Below are 19,574 nucleotides of genomic sequence, written 5' to 3'. Positions count from 1 at the left end.
GGGTACGGGCCACCGTGCTCTTCGGACCCCCTGTCGATGTCACCCAAAGGCCATCAGAGAGGTAGGGTCGGAGGCGGTCGGGGACATCCCATACATCTCGCCGGCGTCTGAAACCGGCGTACCAACGAGGAGATCGGTTCGTGACGATCCGCGTAGGCATCAACGGCTTCGGCCGCATCGGGCGCAATTACTTCCGAGCGCTGCTTGAGCAGGGTGCGGACATCGAGATCGTGGCTGTCAACGACCTGGGTGACACCGCGACTACGGCGCACCTCCTGAAGTACGACACCATCCTGGGCCGTCTCAAGGCCGAGGTGTCGCACACCGAGGACACCATCACGGTCGACAACCACACCATCAAGGTGCTGTCCGAGCGCAACCCCGCCGACATCCCGTGGGGTCAGCTGGGCGTCGACATCGTGATCGAGTCGACCGGCATCTTCACCAAGAAGGCCGACGCCGAGAAGCACATCGCCGGTGGCGCGAAGAAGGTCCTCATCTCGGCTCCGGCCAAGGACGAGGACATCACCATCGTGATGGGCGTCAACCAGGACAAGTACGACGCGGCCAACCACCACGTCATCTCGAACGCGTCCTGCACCACCAACTGTGTGGCGCCGATGGCGAAGGTTCTCGACGAGAACTTCGGCATCGTCAAGGGCCTGATGACGACGGTCCACGCGTACACGAACGACCAGCGCATCCTGGACTTCCCGCACTCGGACCTGCGCCGCGCCCGCGCCGCCGCCGAGAACATCATTCCGACCACGACCGGTGCCGCCAAGGCCACCGCTCTGGTCCTCCCGCAGCTCAAGGGCAAGCTCGACGGCATCGCGATGCGCGTCCCGGTCCCGACCGGCTCCGCCACCGACCTCGTCGTCGACCTGCAGCGCGAGGTCACCAAGGACGAGGTCAACGCCGCGTTCAAGAAGGCCGCCGACGACGGCGCCCTCAAGGGCATCCTCTTCTACACCGAGGACCCGATCGTGTCGTCCGACATCGTCAGCGACCCGGCCTCCTGCACCTTCGACTCCTCCCTGACCATGGTCCAGGAAGGCAAGACGGTGAAGATCCTCGGCTGGTACGACAACGAGTGGGGCTACTCCAACCGCCTCGTCGACCTCACGGTCTTCGTCGGCGGTCAGCTCTGATCAGCAGAGCAGGCACCTCGATGTGAGCACAGGGTCCGGACCGCGCAATACTGCGTGGTCCGGGCCTTGTTGCACGTCAGCCCTCTAAAGGAGTCCTGGACCAGTCATGAAGACGATTGACGAACTTCTCGCCGAAGGGGTCGAAGGCAAGCGGGTCTTCGTCCGCGCCGACCTCAACGTGCCGCTCGCCGACGGCACCATCACCGACGACGGCCGCATCCGCGCCGTCCTGCCGACCGTCACCAAGCTCGCCGAGGCGGGCGCCAAGGTGATCGTCGCCTCGCACCTCGGCCGCCCCAAGGGCGCCCCGGACCCGCAGTTCTCGCTGCTGCCCGCCGCCGAGCGCCTCGGTGAACTCCTCGGCAAGCCCGTGGCGTTCGCACAGGACACCGTCGGCCCCGCCGCACACGACGCGGTGGACGGTCTCGAGCCCGGCCAGGTCGCCGTCATCGAGAACCTCCGCTTCAACGCGGGCGAGACCAGCAAGGACGACACCGAGCGCGGCGAGTTCGCCGACAAGCTCGCCGCCCTCGCCGACGTGTACGTGGGCGACGGCTTCGGCGCCGTGCACCGCAAGCACGCCTCCGTGTTCGACCTCCCGGCGCGCCTGCCGCACTACGCCGGATACCTCATCGCCACCGAGGTCGGCGTCCTGAAGAAGCTCACCGAGGACGTCAAGCGCCCGTACACGGTCATCCTCGGCGGCGCCAAGGTCTCCGACAAGCTCGCCGTCATCGACGAGCTGCTCGGCAAGGCCGACCGTCTGCTGATCGGCGGCGGCATGGCGTACACCTTCCTCAAGGCCCGGGGCCACGAGGTCGGCATCTCCCTCCTCCAGGAGGACCAGGTCCCGGTCGTCAAGGAGTACATGGAGCGCGCCGAGAAGAACGGCGTCGAGCTCGTGCTGCCGGTCGACGTGCTGGTCTCCACGGAGTTCCCGGACCTGAAGACCAAGGCCCCGGCCGACTTCAGGACCGTGGACGCGGACCAGATCCCCTCGGACATGGAGGGCCTGGACATCGGCCCCAAGAGCCGTGAGCTCTTCGCCGAGAAGATCGCCGACGCCGAGACCGTATTTTGGAACGGCCCGGTCGGCGTCGCCGAGCACCCCGACTACGCCGGGGGCACGGCCGCCGTTGCGCGAGCTTTGCTCAACTGCGACGGCTTCACCGTGGTCGGGGGCGGTGACTCCGCCGCAGCCGTCCGCAACCTAGGCTTCGACGAGAACGCATTCGGCCACATTTCCACCGGCGGCGGCGCCTCCCTCGAATACCTCGAGGGCAAGACGCTCCCCGGCCTCGCCGCACTGGAGAACTGACACCTGATGACTACGCGCACCCCGCTGATGGCGGGCAACTGGAAGATGAACCTCAACCACCTCGAGGCCATCGCCCACGTCCAGAAGCTCGCCTTCGCCCTCGCCGACAAGGACTACGAGGCCGTCGAGGTCGCCGTCCTGCCCCCCTTCACCGACCTGCGTTCGGTGCAGACCCTGGTCGACGGCGACAAGCTCAAGATCAAGTACGGCGCCCAGGACATCTCGGCGCACGACTCCGGTGCCTACACCGGCGAGATCTCGGGCCCGATGCTCTCCAAGCTGAAGTGCACGTACGTGGCCGTGGGCCACTCCGAGCGCCGTCAGTACCACGCCGAGAGCGACGAGCTCTGCAACGCCAAGGTGAAGGCCGCCTACAAGCACGGCCTGACCCCCATCCTCTGCATCGGCGAGGGCCTCGACATCCGTGAGGCCGGCCAGCAGATCCAGTACACCCTCGCCCAGCTCGACGGCGGCCTGAAGGACCTGCCCGCCGAGCAGGCCGAGACCATCGTCATCGCGTACGAGCCGGTGTGGGCCATCGGCACCGGCAAGGTCGCGACCCCCGAGGACGCCCAGGAGGTCTGCGGAGCGATCCGCGGCCGCCTCGCCGAGCTGTACTCGCAGGAGCTCGCCGACAAGGTGCGCATCCAGTACGGCGGCTCCGTGAAGTCCGGCAACGTCGCCGCGATCATGGCGCAGCCCGACGTGGACGGCGCCCTGGTGGGCGGCGCCGCGCTCGACCCGGACGAGTTCGTCAAGATCGTCCGCTTCCGCGACCAGTGAGTATGCGGTAGCGCCGATACGTCGTACCCTTGCGGGGGCCGGGCGACTCGCTCAGCGAGGCATCCGGCCCCCGTCGTCGATACAGAGTCGATTCAGATTTCAACAGAGTCGATTCAGATCCGAGGAAGTTGGTCCAGCCGTGGTTATGGGGTTCTCGATCGCCCTGATCGTCTTCAGCCTGCTGATGATGCTTCTTGTCCTGATGCACAAGGGCAAGGGCGGCGGTCTTTCCGACATGTTCGGTGGCGGCATGCAGTCCTCCGTCGGCGGCTCTTCCGTCGCCGAGCGCAACCTCGACCGCATCACTGTCGTGGTCGGTCTTCTCTGGTTCGCGTGCATTGTCGTGCTCGGCCTGTTGATGAAGGTGAACAACTGACCGCGAAAGCGGCTTGATTGCCACCTTGCGAAAGCTTCGCTTAAAGCCCCATGTACGGTGCGCGCCGCACGGCGCGGATTATCATGGGGCTTGCGTCTCTGGGTGGGGTGTAACTCCAAACACTGGACGCGCGTTGGGCCTTACGTAGACTGAGGCGCCCGCAGCAGCACCATCACGCAGGGAGTTACGACCGTGGCAAGTGGCAACGCGATCCGAGGAAGTCGGGTCGGGGCGGGGCCGATGGGCGAGGCCGAGCGCGGTGAGTCCGCGCCGCGTCTGCGCATCTCCTTCTGGTGCTCCAACGGGCACGAGACGGTTCCCAGCTTCGCCAGCGACGCGCAGGTGCCCGATACTTGGGACTGCCCCCGCTGCGGCTTCCCGGCCGGTCAGGACCGGGACAATCCGCCGGACCCGCCCCGCACCGAGCCGTACAAGACGCATCTGGCATACGTGCGCGAGCGGCGCAGCGACGCGGACGGCGAGGCAATTCTCGCGGAAGCGCTGGCCAAACTCCGGGGCGAGATCTAGAGCGTGAGAAGGGCCGGACATCCTTGGATGTCCGGCCGCTGTGCTTTTCACGCGGCGTTTACCGGCACGTGTGCGGACAGACAGCTTCAGAGATCTCATATCGGGCCCTGATCAATTAGGTTGGAACGTGCAGCGGGGCAAGGTACGTACACAGGTACGAGAGAAGGCTGAAGTCCGAGATGAACGCAGAAAGCCGCGCCAGGCTCAACCAGACGCCCGAATGGGCGGCGATCGGCAAGCACCGGGAGCAGCTGGGGGAGGTGCAGCTGCGTGATCTTTTCGCGAAGGACCCGGCGCGCGGCACCCAGTACACGCTCCAGGTCGGCGACCTGCACGTCGACTACTCCAAGCACCTCGTCACCGACGAGACGCTGAGGCTCCTGCGCGAGCTCGCCGCGGCCACCGACGTCTTCGGCCTGCGGGACGCCATGTTCCGCGGCGAGAAGATCAACACCACCGAGGACCGCGCCGTCCTGCACACCGCGCTGCGCGCCCCGCGGGACGCGGTGGTCGAGGTGGACGGCGAGAACGTGGTGCCGGCCGTGCACGCCGTGCTCGACAAGATGGCCGCCTTCTCCGACAAGGTCCGCTCCGGGGAGTGGACCGGTCACACCGGCAAGCGCATCAAGAACATCGTGAACGTCGGTATCGGCGGCTCCGACCTCGGCCCCGCCATGGCGTACGAGACGCTCCGGTCCTTCACCGACCGCGATCTGACCGTCCGCTTCGTGTCGAACGTCGACGGCGCCGACCTGCACGAGGCCGTGCGGGACCTGGACGCCGCCGAGACGCTGTTCATCATCGCCTCGAAGACGTTCACCACGATCGAGACGATCACGAACGCGACCTCGGCGCGCAACTGGCTCCTGACCGAGCTGCGCGCCGATCAGAGCGCGGTCGCCAAGCACTTCGTGGCCCTGTCGACGAATGCCGAGAAGGTCTCCGACTTCGGCATCGACACGGCCAACATGTTCGAGTTCTGGGACTGGGTCGGCGGACGCTACTCCTTCGACTCGGCGATCGGCCTCTCGCTGATGATCGCCATCGGCCCGGACGCCTTCCGCGAGATGCTCGGCGGCTTCCACCTCGTCGACGAGCACTTCCGCACCGCGCCCGCCGAGTCGAACGTGCCGCTGCTGCTCGGCCTCCTCGGCATCTGGTACGGCAACTTCCACGACGCCCAGTCGCACGCGGTCCTGCCGTACTCGCACTACCTCTCCAAGTTCACCGCCTACCTCCAGCAGCTGGACATGGAGTCCAACGGCAAGTCCGTCGACCGGGACGGCGAGCCGGTCGACTGGCAGACGGGCCCGGTGGTCTGGGGCACGCCGGGCACCAACGGGCAGCACGCGTACTACCAACTCATCCACCAGGGCACGAAGTTGATCCCGGCCGACTTCATCGGCTTCGCCGAGCCGGTCGCCGATCTGCTGCCGGGTCTCGTCGCCCAGCACGACCTCCTGATGGCCAACTTCTTCGCTCAGACGCAGGCGCTGGCCTTCGGCAAGACGCCCGACGAGGTGCGGGCCGAGGGCGTGCCGGACGAACTCGTCGCGCACAAGACGTTCAAGGGCAACCACCCGACGACGACGCTCCTGGCCAAGGAGCTGACGCCGTCGGTTCTCGGCCAACTCATCGCGCTCTACGAACACAAGGTGTTCGTGCAGGGCGCCGTGTGGAACATCGACTCCTTCGACCAGTGGGGCGTCGAGCTCGGCAAGGTGCTCGCCAAGCGCATCGAGCCCGCCCTGACCGAGGGCGCCGACGTGCCGGACCTCGACGGGTCGACGACGGCTCTTGTCGAGAAGTACCGCACCCTGCGCGGTCGTTGAGCCGCTGAAAAGCAGTACGGCCCGGTCCGCCGAGAGGCGGGCCGGGCCGTACTGTCGTGCGGACCGGTCAGGGAGAAGCCGGCGGATACAGATCGCGCGGCAGCTTCGAGGCCGCGGCGGCATCGAGCAGCCACAGCGTCCGCGACCTGCCGTACGCGCCCGCGGCGGGCGCCTGTACCTCGCCCGCGCCGGACAGGGCGATCGCCGCGGCGTTCGCCTTGTCCTCGCCCGCCGCGAGCAGCCACACCTCGCGGGCCGAGCGGATCGCCGGAAGCGTCAGCGTGATGCGCACGGGCGGCGGCTTGGGCGCGCCGTGCACGCCGACCACCGTCCGCTCGCTCTCGCGGACCGCGGGCAACTCCGGGAAGAGCGAGGCGACATGGGTGTCCGGGCCGACGCCGAGCATCAGTACGTCGAACGTCGGCACCGGGCCGTGGTCCTCGGGCCCGGCGGCCGCGGTGAGCTCGGCGGCGTACATCCCGGCCGCCGCGTCCACCTCGTACGCGCCGTCCGACGCGGGCATCGGATGCACCCGGGCCGGGTTCAGGGGCACCGAGTCGAGCAGTGCCTCCTTGGCCTGGGTGTAGTTGCGCTCCGGGTCGCCGTCCGGCAGGAAGCGCTCGTCGCCCCACCACAGGTCCAGACGCGACCAGTCGATCGCGTCCTTGGCCGCGGACGAACTCAGCGCCGACAGCAGGCCGTTGCCGTTGCGGCCGCCGGTGAGGACCACCGACGCGAAGCCGCGGGCGGCCTGCGCGTCGACGATCTTCGTGATGAGGCGGGCCGCCGCGGCCTGCGCCATCAGCTCCTTGTCGCGGTGGACGACCAGCTGCGGGGCGGCCGTCACTTCGCCGCCGCCTTCTTGGCCGCCGTCTTCTTCGCCGGGGCCGTCTTCTTGGCCGCCGTTGTGGGCTCGTCCACGTCGGGAACCGTCGACTCCTCCGCCGACTCGCCCAGGCGGTCCACACCGAACTTCAGCGCGGACGCGTAGGTGTCGTCCGGGTCGAGACGGCGCAGCTCCTCGGCGATCAGCTCGGCCGTCTCGCGGCGCTTGAGCGCCACCGCGCGGTCGGGCTGCCCCTGGATGGAGAGCGTGGCGAGCGAGCCGTCCGCCCGGCCGAGCACGATGGGACCGCAGTCGGTGTCCATGCGTACGCCGGTCAGGCCGGGGCCCGCGGAGAGCGAGCGCTTCACGGGGACGGAGAGCCGGTCCGCGAGCCACATGCCGAGCAGCTCGCAGCTCGGGTTGAACTCCTCGCCCTCCACCTCGACCGACGTCACCTTGCAGTGGACCTGGTCGAGAGCGGCCGCGAGCATCGAGCGCCACGGGGTGATCCGGGTCCACGACAGGTCCGTGTCGCCGGGGCTGTAGGCCTCGGCGCGCGCGGTCAACTCGTGGATCGGCTGCTCGGCGGCGTAGGTGTCCGTGACGCGGCGCTGGGCGAGCGCGCCGAGCGGGTCCTTGGCCGGGTTGAGCGGCGCGTTGACCGGCCACCACACGACCACGGGGGCGTCGGGAAGCAGCAGCGGCAGGACGACCGACTGGGCGTGGTTGATGACCTCGCCGTACAGACGCAGGACCACCGTCTCGCCGGTGCCCGCGTCCGCGCCGACCCGTACCTCGGCGTCGAGGCGCGACGTCGTGCGGTCGCGGGGGGAGCGCGCGGCGCGCTTGATGACGACCAGCGTGCGCGAGGGGTGCTCGCGGGACGCTTCGTTGGCGGCCTTCAGGGCGTCGTAGGCGTTCTCCTCGTCGGTGACGATGACGAGGGTGAGCACCATGCCGACGGCCGGGGTGCCGATCGCCCTGCGGCCCTTGACGAGCGCTTTGTTGATCTTGCTGGACGTGGTGTCCGTAAGGTCGATCTTCATGGGCGACGCCAGCTCCGTCCGTCTCGTGCGAGCATTTCGTCCGCCTCGGACGGGCCCCAGGTCCCGGACGGGTACTGCGCGGGCTTGCCGTGCTTGTCCCAGTACTCCTCGATCGGGTCGAGGATGTTCCAGGAGAGCTCGACCTCCTCCGTGCGCGGGAAGAGGTTGGCGTCGCCGAGCAGGACGTCCAGGATCAGGCGCTCGTACGCCTCCGGGCTGGACTCGGTGAAGGACTCGCCGTACGCGAAGTCCATCGACACGTCGCGGATCTCCATCGAGGTGCCGGGCACCTTGGAGCCGAACCGGACCGTGATGCCCTCGTCGGGCTGGACGCGGATGACGATCGCGTTCTGGCCCAGTTCCTCCGTCGCCGTGTGGTCGAAGGGGGAGTGGGGCGCGCGCTGGAAGACGACCGCGATCTCCGTGACGCGCCGGCCCAGACGCTTGCCGGTGCGCAGGTAGAACGGGACGCCCGCCCAGCGGCGGTTGTCCACCTCCAACTTGACGGCCGCGTAGGTGTCGGTCTTCGACTTGGGGTCGATGCCCTCTTCCTGGAGGTAGCCGACGGCCTTCTCGCCGCCCTGCCACCCCGCGGCGTACTGCCCGCGGACCGTGTTCTTGCCGAGGTCCTTGGGCAGCCGCACGGCGCCGAGGACCTTCGCCTTCTCGGCCACGAGGGCGTTCGCGTCGAAGGAGGCGGGCTCCTCCATCGCGGTCAGCGCCATCAGCTGGAGGAGGTGGTTCTGGATGACGTCACGGGCGGCGCCGATGCCGTCGTAGTAACCGGCGCGGCCGCCGATGCCGATGTCCTCGGCCATCGTGATCTGGACGTGGTCCACGTACGACCGGTTCCAGATCGGCTCGAACATCTGGTTGGCGAAGCGGAGCGCCAGGATGTTCTGGACGGTCTCCTTGCCGAGGTAGTGGTCGATCCGGAACACCTGGTCCGGGTCGAACACCTCGTGCACGATTGAGTTGAGCTCCTTGGCGGACGCCAGGTCGTGTCCGAAGGGCTTTTCGATGACCGCGCGGCGCCAGGAACCCTGCGGGGCGTCCGCGAGCTCGTGCTTCTTGAGCTGCTGGACGACCTGCGGGAAGAACTTCGGCGGCACGGAGAGGTAGAAGGCGAAGTTGCCGCCCGTGCCCTGTGCCTTGTCGAGCTCCTGGATGGTGGCCTTGAGCTGCTCGAACGCGGCGTCGTCGTCGAAGTTGCCCTGGACGAAGCGCATCCCCTGGATGAGCTGCTGCCAGACCTCCTCGCGGAACGGCGTACGCGAGTGCTGCTTGACCGCGTCGTGGACGACCTGGGCGAAGTCCTCGTCCTCCCAGTCGCGGCGGGCGAAGCCGATGAGCGAGAAGCCCGGCGGAAGGAGACCCCGGTTGGCGAGGTCATAGACGGCGGGCATCAACTTTTTACGGGACAAATCGCCCGTGACGCCAAAGATGACCAGGCCCGACGGCCCCGCGATACGCGGGAGCCGTCGGTCTGCGGCGTCACGCAGCGGATTGCTGCTTGACAAAGTGGTCAGCCCTTCGAGGGAGCGAGGCGCTGGAGCTCCGCCTCGGTCGACTTGAGCAGGTCGGTCCAGGAGGCCTCGAACTTCTCGACGCCTTCGTCCTCGAGCAGCTGGACGACCTCGTCGTACGAGATGCCGATCTTCTCGATGGCCTCGATCTCGCTGCGCGCGGTGTCGTACGTACCGGCGATGGTGTTGCCGGTGATCTGCCCGTGGTCGGCGACGGCCTCCAGGGTCGCCTCCGGCATCGTGTTCACCGTGTTCGGCGCGACGAGCTCGTCGACGTACAGGGTGTCCTTGTACGACGGGTCCTTGACGCCGGTCGAGGCCCACAGCGGACGCTGCTTGTTGGCCTGCGCCTTGTCGAGCGCGGCCCAGCGGTCGGAGGAGAAGACCTCCTCGTACGCCTCGTAGGCCAGGCGGGCGTTGGCCAGGGCGGCCTTGCCCTTGAGGGCCTTGGCCTCGTCCGTGCCGATGCCGTCGAGGCGCTTGTCGATCTCGGTGTCCACGCGGGACACGAAGAAGGACGCCACCGAGTGGATCTTCGAGAGGTCCAGGCCCGCGGCCTTCGCCTTCTCCAGACCCGCCAGGTACGCGTCCATGACCTCGCGGTAGCGCTCGAGGGAGAAGATCAGCGTCACGTTCACGCTGATGCCCTTGCCGATGACCTCGGTGATCGCGGGCAGGCCCGCCTTCGTCGCCGGGATCTTGATGAGCGCGTTCGGGCGGTCCACCAGCCAGGCGAGCTGCTTGGCCTCGGCGACCGTCGCCTTGGTGTTGTGCGCCTGGCGCGGGTCGACCTCGATCGACACGCGGCCGTCCTGGCCGTTCGTCGCGTCGAAGACCGGGCGCAGGATGTCGGCGGCGTCACGGACGTCCGCCGTCGTGATCATGCGGATGGCCTCTTCGACCGTGACCGCGCGGGCGGCGAGGTCACTGAGCTGCTGGTCGTAACCGTCGCCCTGCGAGATGGCCTTCTGGAAGATCGACGGGTTGGTCGTGACACCCACGACGTGGCTCTGGTCGATCAGCTCGGCGAGGTTGCCGGACGTGATCCGCTTGCGCGACAGGTCGTCCAGCCAGATCGCGACGCCTTCGTCGGAAAGGCGCTTGAGTGCGTCTGTCATGAGGATTACATCTCCTACTAGGTCGTATGTCGGCGTCAGCGCTGAGCGGCGTCGATCTCAGTAGTTGAATCGAGTGCAGCCCGGGCGGCGGCGGCCACGTGATCGGCGGTGAAGCCGAACTCCCGGAAGAGCACCTTGCCGTCGGCCGAGGCACCGAAGTGCTCGAGGGAGACGATGCGCCCGGCGTCACCCACGAAGCGGTGCCAGGTCAGGCCGATGCCCGCCTCGACCGCCACGCGTGCCTTCACGGACGGGGGGAGGACGCTGTCGCGGTACCCCTGGTCCTGCGCCTCGAACCACTCGACGCACGGCATCGAGACGACGCGCGTCGGAACGCCCGCGGCCTGGAGCTGCTCGCGCGCCTCGACGGCGAGCTGCACCTCGGAGCCGGTGCCGATGAGGACGACCTCGGGGGTGCCGCCGTCGGCCTCGAACAGGACGTAGCCGCCCTTGACGGCGCCTTCGGTGACCTCGCGGTCGTACGTCGGCACGCCCTGACGGGTCAGCGCGAGGCCGTGCGGGGCACCCTTGCCGAACTCCTTCGTGTAGCGCTTGAGGATCTCGCGCCACACGATCGCGGTCTCGTTCGCGTCCGCGGGGCGGACCACGTTCAGACCGGGGATGGCGCGCAGCGAGGCCAGGTGCTCGACCGGCTGGTGCGTCGGGCCGTCCTCGCCCAGACCGATGGAGTCGTGCGTCCACACGTACGTCACCGGCAGGTGCATCAGCGCGGAGAGGCGGACGGCGTTGCGCATGTAGTCGGAGAACACCAGGAAGGTGCCGCCGAAGATGCGGGTGTTGCCGTGCAGCGCGATGCCGTTCATCTCCGCGGCCATGGCGTGCTCGCGGATGCCGAAGTGGATCGTGCGGCCGTACGGGTCGGCCTCCGGCAGGGGGTTGCCCGCGGGGAGGAACGACGACGTCTTGTCGATCGTCGTGTTGTTCGAGCCCGCGAGGTCGGCGGAGCCGCCCCACAGCTCGGGGATCACCGCGCCGAGCGACTGCAGGACCTTGCCGGACGCGGCACGGGTCGCGACGCCCTTGCCCGTCTCGAAGACCGGGAGCTTCTCCTCCCAGCCCTGCGGGAGCTCGCCCGCGGCGATGCGGTCGAAGTCCGCGGCGCGCTCGGCCTCGGCGGTGCGCCAGGAGGCGAAGCCCTTCGCCCACTCGGCCTTGGCGTCGCTGCCGCGCTCCAGGGCCTTGCGGGTGTGCGCGATGACGTCGTCGGAGACCTCGAAGGTCTGCTCCGGGTCGAAGCCGAGGACGCGCTTGGTGGCCGCGACCTCTTCGTCGCCGAGCGCCGAGCCGTGCGCGGCCTCGGTGTTCTGCGCGTTCGGCGCGGGCCAGGCGATGATCGAGCGCATCGCGATGAAGGAGGGACGCTCGGTCTCCGCCTTCGCGGCCTGGATGGCGCGGTAGAGGGCGGCCGGGTCGAGGTCGCCGTCCTCCTTGGGCTCCACGCGCTGGACGTGCCAGCCGTAGGCCTCGTACCGCTTCATGGTGTCCTCGGACACCGCGGTCTCGGTGTCGCCCTCGATGGAGATGTGGTTGTCGTCCCACAGCAGCACGAGGTTGCCGAGCTTCTGGTGCCCGGCCAGCGACGACGCCTCGCCGGAGATGCCCTCCTGGAGACAGCCGTCACCGGCGATGGCGAAGATGTGGTGGTCGAACGGCGACTCGCCGGCGGCGGTCTCCGGGTCGAACAGACCGCGCTCGTAACGAGCGGCCATCGCCATGCCCACGGCGTTCGCGACGCCCTGGCCGAGCGGGCCCGTCGTGGTCTCCACGCCCGTGGTGTGCCCGTACTCCGGGTGGCCGGGGGTCTTGGAACCCCAGGTGCGGAACGCCTTCAGGTCATCGAGCTCCAGGCCGAAGCCGGCCAGGTAGAGCTGGATGTAGAGGGTCAGGGACGAGTGGCCCGCGGAGAGTACGAACCGGTCGCGCCCGGTCCACTCGGCGTCGGCGGGGTCGTGCCGCATCACCTTCTGGAAGAGGGTGTACGCGGCAGGCGCGAGGCTCATGGCCGTACCAGGATGGCCGTTGCCGACCTTCTGTACGGCGTCCATGGCCAGGACGCGGGCAGTATCAACAGCCCGCTGGTCCAGTTCGGTCCACTCGAGGTCTGTGGTGGTCGGCTTGGTGCTCACCCTGAGTCAGGGCTCCTCTCCACATGTCGAATGCCGGCGATGTAGATCCCACCGGCCGATGTCGAGCCTACCGCTGTAAAGACGTGCATTTTTTCGAGTGATTCCAGACTGACGGGGTGCGCCGGGATCCGCCTCCCGAAAGGGATCCATGGTGTTCACCATGTGATCTCAAAGCCGCTCATCTGGACTCTCTGAACGAGTGGAGCGCCGCTCATCTGAATGGGTGCCGGGCCGGATTCCGGGCGGCCCAACACGCCGCTCAACACGACCCCACCCCCGCGAAGGGCGAGGTATGGGCAACGTCTACAGTGGCGTGGTACGCGCGAGCCTTTACCGGATCTTCATGTCTGAACGTCCGACGCGGCTTGCTGGGAAGTCTCTGTCAGGGGTGTGCGTGACGGCCGTTGAATCCCGTCCAGCGGGAGCAATTGGGACGAGCTCTAGCCCAAGCCACCGGCCGCTCGGGGCCCGTGTCATGGCGTTCGTGGCGCTGACCAAGCCGCGAATCATCGAGCTCCTCCTGATCACCACCGTTCCGGTGATGTTCCTCGCCGAACAGGGGGTGCCTGACCTGTGGCTGGTCTTCGTGACCTGCCTGGGCGGCTACCTGTCGGCGGGCGGCGCCAACGCGCTCAACATGTACATCGACCGTGACATCGACGCGCTGATGGACCGTACGTCCCAGCGGCCCCTGGTCACGGGGATGGTCAGCCCCCGCGAGTGCCTCGCCTTCGGCATCGCCCTCGCGGTCGGCTCGACGCTTCTCTTCGGACTCGCCGTCAACTGGCTGTCCGCCTGGCTCGCGCTCGGCGCCCTGCTCTTCTACGTGGTCATCTACACGATGATCCTCAAGCGCCGGACCTCGCAGAACATCGTCTGGGGCGGTATCGCGGGCTGCATGCCGGTGCTCATCGGCTGGTCCTCGGTGACGAACTCCCTGTCGTGGGCGCCGGTCATCCTCTTCCTCGTCATGTTCTTCTGGACACCGCCGCACTACTGGCCGCTGTCCATGAAGGTCAAGGACGACTACGCCCGCGTGGGCGTGCCGATGCTGCCGGTCGTCGCGTCCAACAAGGTGGTCGCGCGTCAGATCGTCCTCTACAGCTGGGTGATGGTCGCCGTCTCGCTGCTGCTCCAGCCGCTCGGTTACACCGGCTGGTTCTACACGATCGTGGCCTTCGTGACCGGCGGCTGGTGGCTGTGGGAGGCGCACGGTCTGCAGAACCGCGCCAAGGCGGAGGTCACGGGCGGCAAGCTCAAGGAGATGCGGCTCTTCCACTGGTCGATCACCTACGTCTCGCTGCTGTTCGTGGCGGTCGCGGTGGACCCCTTCCTCCGCTAGGCCTCCGGCCGGCGGACGGACTCCACAGCCCCCTGCCGCCCTTGCGGGCGGCAGGGGGCTGTTGTCCTGAGTACGCCGATGAACGCCGCTCGCCCCGCCCGTGAGCACGCAGGCGCTCCGCGCAGCGTGAAGCGCCTGCGCCCTGCGCGGCCTGCGCCCTGCGCGGCCTGCGCCCTGCGCGGCCTGGGCGTGGTCGATGCCACGTCGCCCGGCCGTCGCCAGACGATCTACCCATCGGTAGCATCCTGCTCATGGCAGAGACGCAGCAGGTTGAGGACAGCAAGCAGGCCGCTCGCGCGGAGAAGAAGGCGGCGAAGCTCGCCAAGGAGATCGGCGTCTTCGCGAAGGCGCACGGCGGGGCCGAGGGGCAGATCGCGTACATCGGGCACGAGGGCACCCGCATCGTCCTGGTCGGCGAGGACGGCGGCTGGGGCGACCTGGTGGCGCCCACCTACGCCATCGCGCAGAGCGCCGTCGAGAAGGCCGGGATCACGGTCCACGAGGACTTCGACGGCGACTTCGCCGCCAAGGTGAAGACCGGCCCCTACGAGTGGTCGCGCATGGCGGGCATCCAGCTCGGCGGTCCCTCGAACGGCTGAGAGCCGCAGTTTTCGGCACTGTTTCCGAGCGCGTCCGAAGGCAACACCTGACGCCCGGTTCACCCGTTAGACCGTAGGACCACGGTCCGCCTAACGGGAGCCCGGATGATCGAAACGCCGTCCCTGGTGGACCAGTACTGCCACGGTGTGCTGCGTACGGAGCTGGGCCTCGGCACTTTCGAGGCCCACCTCGGCCGCGGCGAGGGCCCGCCCGCGCCCGGCACCACCTTCTTCGACACCCAGACGGGCTTCGCCGTACGCCGCTGGTGCCCCCCGCTGCTCGGCCTCGAACCGCACTGCCCGCCGGCCCGCTATCTCGCCCGCCGCCGCGAACTGGGCGTTCTGGAGGCGGGGCGGCGGCTGCTGCGGGGGAGCGGCATCACGACCTACCTCGTCGACACGGGGCTGCCCGGCGATCTGACCGGGCCCGGCGAGATGGCGTCCACCGGCTGCGCCGAAGCCCACGAGATCGTCCGCCTGGAACTCCTGGCCGAACAGGTGGCCGACACCTCCGGCACGGTGGACTCGTTCCTCGCCAACCTCGCCGAGTCGGTCCACGCGGCCGCCGCGCACGCCGTCGCCTTCACCTCCGTCGCGGGCGTCCGGCGCAGCCTCGCCCTGGCCCCCGAACCGCCCGGACCCGGCGAGGTGCGGGGCGCGGCGGACCGCTGGCTCGCCCGGCGGCAGGTGGGCGGGGCGCTGCAGGACCCCGTGCTGCTCAGGCATCTGCTGTGGATCGCCGTGGCGTCGGGGCGCCCGCTGCAACTGCACGCGGGGTCCGGGGATCCGCAGGGGTACTTCGGCGGTTTCGCACGGGCGACCGCGGGGCTCGGCACCGATCTGGTCCTGCTGCACGGCTATCCGTACCACCGCAACGCCGCCGACCTCGCGGGCCTCTTCCCGCACGTGTACGCCGATCTGGGGCCCGCCCTGGTGCGCACCGGCGCCCGCGCGGCCGCCGTACTCGCGGAGATCCTGGAGCTCGCGCCCTTCGGCAAGCTGCTGTTCTCCAGCGGCGCGCACGGCCTTCCCGAACTCCACGTGGTGGGCGCGCGGCTCTTCGGGGAGGCGCTCGGGCGCGTGTTCGGCGGGTGGGTCACGGAGGGGGCGTGGTCGCTGCCGGACGCGCAGCGGGTGGCGGGGCTCATCGCGGCGGGCAACGCACGCCGCGTGTACGGACTTTCCGAGGTCTGAGCCCGGAAATCGCGCTCAGGACGTACGTACTTCCGGAGGTACGGCGCCGCAGACGTCAGGTACGGGTCCGCAGACCGCGGGTACGGAGCCTCAGACCGCCGACAGCTGGGAGTCGCCCGACTGCGACGGCACCTCCGCGGTCACGTACGGGCGCTCACGCAGCGCGAGCAGAACACGCATCACGGCGATCCACACCACGCACGAGCCGAACATGTGCAGGCCGACCAGGACTTCGGGCAGGTCCGTGAAGTACTGGACGTAGCCGATCGCGCCCTGGGCGAGCAGGATCAGGAACAGGTCGCGGGTGCGGTGCAGCGGGCCCTTGGGGGCGTCGACCGCCTTGAGGACGAACCACAGGGCGAACGTCAGCGTCACCACGATCCAGGCGAGCACGGCGTGCAGCTTGCTGACGGTCTCCCAGTCGAAGCCCATCCGCGGCACCTCGCTGGAGTCACCGGCGTGCGGCCCGGAGCCGGTCACCACCGTGCCGACCGCGATGAGCAGCACGGACGCCGCGACCAGGAACCACACCAGCTGCGCCACGGCCTTGCCGACCAGCGGGCGCACGTCGCCGTCACCCTCGCGGGTGCGCTGCCACATCGTGACGGCGACCGCGATCAGCGCGGTGGAGAGCAGGAAGTGCGCCGCGACCGTCCACGGGTTCAGGCCGACGAGCACGACGATGCCGCCGAGCACGGCATTGCCCATGACCAGCCAGAACTGGATCCAGCCGAGCCGGGTCAGGCTGCGCCGCATCGGCTTCTGCGAACGGGCCGTGATGATCGCCCAGCCGACGGCCGCGCACAGCACGTACGTCAGCATCCGGTTGCCGAACTCGATGGCTCCGTGGAAGCCCATCTCGTGGGTGGCCGTCAGGGAGTCGTCCGTGCACTTGGGCCAGGTCGGGCAGCCGAGGCCCGATCCGGTCAGGCGGACGGCGCCGCCGGTGACCACGATGCACACCGTCATCGCGAGCGAGATGAGAGCGGCGCGCTGAACGGTCCGCTGCTGCGGGGTCCAGCGTTCGGCGATGAAGGCGAGCGGATTGCGCACGGCGGAGACGGCGTCGGCTCGGGTCACGTTTGGCACGCGCCCCATCGTAGGGGGCCGCTTGTGCACGGCTTCACGAGGGGGACGTATCCGGTGCTTCTGTGACGCGAGTTACGCCGATTCCTGCTCCTGACGGAAGTAGTTCCTGCTCCCGACGGAAGTGATTCCTACTCCCAGCGGAAGAATCTGCCCGCCGCTCCGAGCCCGATGACCGCCCAGACCGCGAGGATCCCGAGGTCCCCCCACGGCATCCCCGCGCCGTGCTGCAGCATGTCCCGCAGGCCGTCGGAGAGCGCGGAGATCGGCAGCAGCCCGAGCACCGACTGGGCCGCGTCCGGGAACTTGTCCAGCGGCACGATGACCCCGCCGCCCACCAGCAGCAGGAGGAAGACGAGGTTCGCGGCGGCGAGCGTCGCCTCCGCCTTCAGGGTGCCCGCCATCAGCAGGCCGAGGCCGGAGAAGGCCGCGGTGCCCAGGACCAGGAGGAGCAGGACGGCGAAGGGGTTGCCGTGCGGCGACCAGCCGAGGGCGAAGGCGATCACCGTGAGGAGCACGATCTGCAGGACCTCGGTGACCAGGACCGACAGGGTCTTGGCCGCCATCAGGGCCCAGCGGGGCAGCGGGGAGGCGCCGAGGCGCTTCAGGACGCCGTAGCGCCGCTCGAAGCCCGTCGCGATGGCCTGGCCGGTGAACGCCGTGGACATCACGGCGAGGGCGAGGATGCCCGGCGCGAGGAAGTCGACCGCCTTGCCGTCCCCCGTGTCCACGATGTCGACCGCGCTGAACAGCACGAGCAGGAGCGTGGGGATGACGACGGTGAGCAGCAGCTGTTCGCCGTTGCGCAGCAGCATCTTCGTCTCGAGCGCCGCCTGCGCGGCGATCATGCGGGGGAGCGGGGCGGCGCCCGGCTTCGGCGTGTACGTACCGGCGGCGCTCATCCGCGCAGCTCCTTGCCTGTGAGCTCCAGGAAGACGTCTTCCAGGGTGTGGCGTTCGACGGCGATCTTCTCCGGCATCACGCCGTGCTGGGCGCACCAGGAGGTGACCGTGGCGAGCAGCTGCGGGTCGACCGTGCCGCTCACGCGGTAGGTGCCCGGCGTGAGTTCGGCCGCCGCCGAGTCCGGCGGGAGCGCCTTGAGCAGGGAGGCGACATCGAGTCCGGGGCGGCCGGAGAAGCGCAGGGTGTTCTCGGCGCCGCCGCGGCACAGCGCCTCCGGGGTGCCCTCGGCGATGACCTTGCCCGCGTCGATGATCGCGACCTCGTCGGCGAGCTGCTCGGCCTCGTCCATGTGGTGCGTGGTCAGGATGACGCTGACGCCGTCGGCCCGCAGATCGCGTACGAGATCCCAGGTGGCCCGGCGTGCCTGCGGGTCCAGGCCCGCGGTCGGCTCGTCCAGGAAGACGAGCTCGGGGCGTCCGACCACGGCCATGGCGAGCGCGAGGCGCTGCTGCTGGCCGCCGGACAGGCGCCGGTAGGTGGTGCGGCCGCAGCTCTCCAGGCCAAGACGTTCGATCAGCGCGCCCACGTCGAGCGGGTGGGCGTGCAGCTTCGCCATGTGGCGCAGCATCTCGTCGGCGCGGGCGCCGGAGTAGACCCCTCCGGACTGGAGCATCACGCCGATGCGGGGGCGCAGCGCGCCGGCCTCGCGGACCGGGTCGAGGCCCAGGACGCGCACCTCGCCCGCGTCCGGCCTGCGGTAGCCCTCGCAGGTCTCGATCGTGGTGGTCTTGCCGGCGCCGTTCGGGCCGAGGACGGCGGTGACGGTGCCCGTGCGGACCCGGAGGTCGAGGCCGTCCACCGCGGTCTTCGTGCCGTACCGCTTGACCAGGCCGGTGACCTGGACGACGGACTCATTTCCCATGGCGGGAAGTCTAGAGAGGGCGAGAGGGGCGGCGGGCAGGGGGCTGCGGGAGCGCCCACTCGGCCCGCGAGCGGTGGGTCTCCAGCCAGCTCCGCGCGTACGCGACGGCGTCGGCGACGGGGAAGAGGCGGGCCGTCGCGGCGCCCACCGTGCCCCGCACCACGGGGCGGTCCCGCTCGAAGTCCGATCCGAGTTCGTCGAAGCGTTCGTCGGTGATCGAGGTCTCGCGCGCCGTCGTCCAGCGGCGCCCTTGCGGGGTCATGACGGCGAAGGAGTTCTCGGTCTCCGGGGAGGGGATGCGGTACTCGGCCAGGTGGAACGCGGTGCAGGAGTCGAATCCCGCGCCGAGCAGCAGCACCCGGGCGCCCGACTCCTCCAGGCGGGCCAGCGGGCTGCGCTCGCCGAGGCGGCAGTCGAGCGCGTGGTCCTCCAGGAGGGCTTTCGCGCGGGGGCCGACCGCGGCGAAGGAGGTCTGCGGATGGGCGCTGCGGCGGGCGCCGGGCCAGGTCCGTACGGTCTCGGGGATCACGCCGACGCCGCGGGTGGGGGCGGTGCGCGGGTCGTAGGCGGGGATGGCGGCGCGGATCGCGGGCCACCAGGACTCGGGCACCGGCGGGTTCTCCCACCCGGCCGGGTCGGAGTTGTCGCTGGACTGCGAGGGGACCACGAGGGTGCCCTTTTGGCCCAGCACGTCGAGGAGTGCCTCGACGACCGCGATCTGCCCTCCGACGACCCAGCCGAGCGAGCTGAGCGAGGAGTGCACGAGGAGGGTCTCGCCGGGGCTCACGCCGAGCGCGCGGAGGTCGGCCGCGAGAGACGCGCGCGTACACAAAGGGCCGGTCGGAGGGGGTGTCGACATGGTCAGGGAGTCTGCTCG

At 69.3% G+C, this 19,574-nt stretch carries 18 protein-coding genes; 9 read left to right on the top strand and 9 right to left on the bottom strand.

Annotation, left to right across the window (positions count from 1 at the left end; genetic code table 11):
• The first annotated feature begins 140 nt into the window (after positions 1-140).
• From gap to pgi, 6 genes are all read left to right on the top strand, one after another.
• Entirely contained in the window at positions 141-1,151 is a 1,011-nt protein-coding gene (gene gap, locus ABZ906_RS13980) for a type I glyceraldehyde-3-phosphate dehydrogenase (protein ID WP_361188387.1), read from the top strand.
• A 106-nt stretch (positions 1,152-1,257) separates the two neighbouring features.
• Positions 1,258-2,469, top strand: a complete 1,212-nt coding sequence (locus ABZ906_RS13975) for a phosphoglycerate kinase (RefSeq protein WP_361381735.1) — start codon at positions 1,258-1,260, stop codon at positions 2,467-2,469.
• Between the two features lie 6 nt (positions 2,470-2,475).
• Entirely contained in the window at positions 2,476-3,252 is a 777-nt protein-coding gene (gene tpiA / locus ABZ906_RS13970) for a triose-phosphate isomerase (protein WP_361188383.1), read from the top strand.
• A 145-nt stretch (positions 3,253-3,397) separates the two neighbouring features.
• Positions 3,398-3,628: a preprotein translocase subunit SecG gene (gene secG / locus ABZ906_RS13965; RefSeq protein WP_135329442.1), complete on the top strand. Its 231-nt coding sequence runs from the start codon at positions 3,398-3,400 to the stop codon at positions 3,626-3,628.
• Between the two features lie 192 nt (positions 3,629-3,820).
• Complete coding sequence (locus tag ABZ906_RS13960; RefSeq protein WP_078077905.1) at positions 3,821-4,156, top strand: RNA polymerase-binding protein RbpA; 336 nt, start codon at positions 3,821-3,823, stop codon at positions 4,154-4,156.
• Between the two features lie 179 nt (positions 4,157-4,335).
• Positions 4,336-5,988, top strand: coding sequence for a glucose-6-phosphate isomerase (pgi, locus tag ABZ906_RS13955; protein ID WP_361188380.1), 1,653 nt, complete (start codon positions 4,336-4,338; stop codon positions 5,986-5,988).
• Between the two features lie 67 nt (positions 5,989-6,055).
• On the opposite strand, the gene pgl is transcribed toward pgi, so the two are convergent.
• The 5 genes from pgl to tkt are packed head-to-tail and all read right to left on the bottom strand — an operon-like array spanning position 6,056 to position 12,651.
• Positions 6,056-6,835, bottom strand: coding sequence for a 6-phosphogluconolactonase (pgl, locus tag ABZ906_RS13950; protein ID WP_361188378.1), 780 nt, complete (start codon positions 6,833-6,835; stop codon positions 6,056-6,058).
• The gene (opcA, locus tag ABZ906_RS13945; RefSeq protein WP_361188375.1) at positions 6,832-7,860 is read right to left on the bottom strand and encodes a glucose-6-phosphate dehydrogenase assembly protein OpcA; all 1,029 of its coding nucleotides are present in this window, start codon (positions 7,858-7,860) and stop codon (positions 6,832-6,834) included. Before opcA ends, pgl begins: the two co-directional genes overlap by 4 nt.
• Entirely contained in the window at positions 7,857-9,389 is a 1,533-nt protein-coding gene (zwf, locus tag ABZ906_RS13940; protein WP_361188945.1) for a glucose-6-phosphate dehydrogenase, read from the bottom strand. The genes opcA and zwf overlap by 4 nt, the downstream gene beginning before the upstream one ends.
• Positions 9,386-10,504, bottom strand: coding sequence for a transaldolase (tal, locus tag ABZ906_RS13935; protein ID WP_361188373.1), 1,119 nt, complete (start codon positions 10,502-10,504; stop codon positions 9,386-9,388). Before tal ends, zwf begins: the two co-directional genes overlap by 4 nt.
• Before the next feature lie 35 nt (positions 10,505-10,539).
• Positions 10,540-12,651 carry a transketolase gene (gene tkt, locus ABZ906_RS13930; protein WP_361381732.1) on the bottom strand — a complete coding sequence of 704 codons (2,112 nt, stop codon included), beginning with the start codon at positions 12,649-12,651 and terminating at the stop codon, positions 10,540-10,542.
• A 388-nt stretch (positions 12,652-13,039) separates the two neighbouring features.
• On the opposite strand from tkt, the gene ABZ906_RS13925 reads away from it, so the two are divergent.
• The 3 genes from ABZ906_RS13925 (at position 13,040) to ABZ906_RS13915 (ending at position 15,786) form a co-directional block, all read left to right on the top strand.
• Positions 13,040-13,993 carry a heme o synthase gene (locus ABZ906_RS13925; RefSeq protein WP_361188943.1) on the top strand — a complete coding sequence of 318 codons (954 nt, stop codon included), beginning with the start codon at positions 13,040-13,042 and terminating at the stop codon, positions 13,991-13,993.
• 251 nt (positions 13,994-14,244) lie between these two features.
• Positions 14,245-14,592: a hypothetical protein gene (locus tag ABZ906_RS13920; protein WP_361188368.1), complete on the top strand. Its 348-nt coding sequence runs from the start codon at positions 14,245-14,247 to the stop codon at positions 14,590-14,592.
• A 105-nt stretch (positions 14,593-14,697) separates the two neighbouring features.
• Positions 14,698-15,786, top strand: coding sequence for an amidohydrolase (locus ABZ906_RS13915; protein WP_361188365.1), 1,089 nt, complete (start codon positions 14,698-14,700; stop codon positions 15,784-15,786).
• A 90-nt stretch (positions 15,787-15,876) separates the two neighbouring features.
• Here ABZ906_RS13915 and ABZ906_RS13910 read toward each other — a convergent pair whose 3' ends face one another.
• The 4 genes from ABZ906_RS13910 to ABZ906_RS13895 form a co-directional block, all read right to left on the bottom strand.
• Positions 15,877-16,884: a COX15/CtaA family protein gene (locus tag ABZ906_RS13910; RefSeq protein ID WP_361188364.1), complete on the bottom strand. Its 1,008-nt coding sequence runs from the start codon at positions 16,882-16,884 to the stop codon at positions 15,877-15,879.
• 119 nt (positions 16,885-17,003) lie between these two features.
• Positions 17,004-17,774, bottom strand: a complete 771-nt coding sequence (locus ABZ906_RS13905; protein WP_361381729.1) for an ABC transporter permease — start codon at positions 17,772-17,774, stop codon at positions 17,004-17,006.
• Complete coding sequence (locus ABZ906_RS13900) at positions 17,771-18,697, bottom strand: ABC transporter ATP-binding protein (protein WP_361188361.1); 927 nt, start codon at positions 18,695-18,697, stop codon at positions 17,771-17,773. Before ABZ906_RS13900 ends, ABZ906_RS13905 begins: the two co-directional genes overlap by 4 nt.
• A 10-nt stretch (positions 18,698-18,707) precedes the next feature.
• Positions 18,708-19,556 (bottom strand): AAC(3) family N-acetyltransferase, encoded by an 849-nt coding sequence (locus ABZ906_RS13895; RefSeq protein WP_361381726.1) that lies wholly within the window; start codon positions 19,554-19,556, stop codon positions 18,708-18,710.
• Positions 19,557-19,574: the final 18 nt, after the last annotated feature.

The sequence above is a fragment of the Streptomyces sp. NPDC046925 genome (genome assembly GCF_040644915.1).
GTDB lineage: Bacteria > Actinomycetota > Actinomycetes > Streptomycetales > Streptomycetaceae > Streptomyces.
This window is presented reverse-complemented; position numbering and strand designations above follow the sequence as displayed.

Bases quoted from the DNA above. Each gene is read 5' to 3' on its own strand.
- secG (WP_135329442.1), top strand. From the start codon at position 3,398: ATGGGGTTCTCGATCGCCCTGATCGTCTTCAGCCTGCTGATGATGCTT.
- ABZ906_RS13910 (WP_361188364.1), bottom strand. From the start codon at position 16,884: ATGGGGCGCGTGCCAAACGTGACCCGAGCCGACGCCGTCTCCGCCGTG.
- ABZ906_RS13895 (WP_361381726.1), bottom strand. From the start codon at position 19,556: ATGTCGACACCCCCTCCGACCGGCCCTTTGTGTACGCGCGCGTCTCTC.
- ABZ906_RS13975 (WP_361381735.1), top strand. From the start codon at position 1,258: ATGAAGACGATTGACGAACTTCTCGCCGAAGGGGTCGAAGGCAAGCGG.
- tpiA (WP_361188383.1), top strand. From the start codon at position 2,476: ATGACTACGCGCACCCCGCTGATGGCGGGCAACTGGAAGATGAACCTC.
- pgi (WP_361188380.1), top strand. From the start codon at position 4,336: ATGAACGCAGAAAGCCGCGCCAGGCTCAACCAGACGCCCGAATGGGCG.
- ABZ906_RS13920 (WP_361188368.1), top strand. From the start codon at position 14,245: ATGGCAGAGACGCAGCAGGTTGAGGACAGCAAGCAGGCCGCTCGCGCG.
- ABZ906_RS13915 (WP_361188365.1), top strand. From the start codon at position 14,698: ATGATCGAAACGCCGTCCCTGGTGGACCAGTACTGCCACGGTGTGCTG.
- ABZ906_RS13905 (WP_361381729.1), bottom strand. From the start codon at position 17,774: ATGAGCGCCGCCGGTACGTACACGCCGAAGCCGGGCGCCGCCCCGCTC.
- opcA (WP_361188375.1), bottom strand. From the start codon at position 7,860: ATGAAGATCGACCTTACGGACACCACGTCCAGCAAGATCAACAAAGCG.
- tal (WP_361188373.1), bottom strand. From the start codon at position 10,504: ATGACAGACGCACTCAAGCGCCTTTCCGACGAAGGCGTCGCGATCTGG.
- ABZ906_RS13900 (WP_361188361.1), bottom strand. From the start codon at position 18,697: ATGGGAAATGAGTCCGTCGTCCAGGTCACCGGCCTGGTCAAGCGGTAC.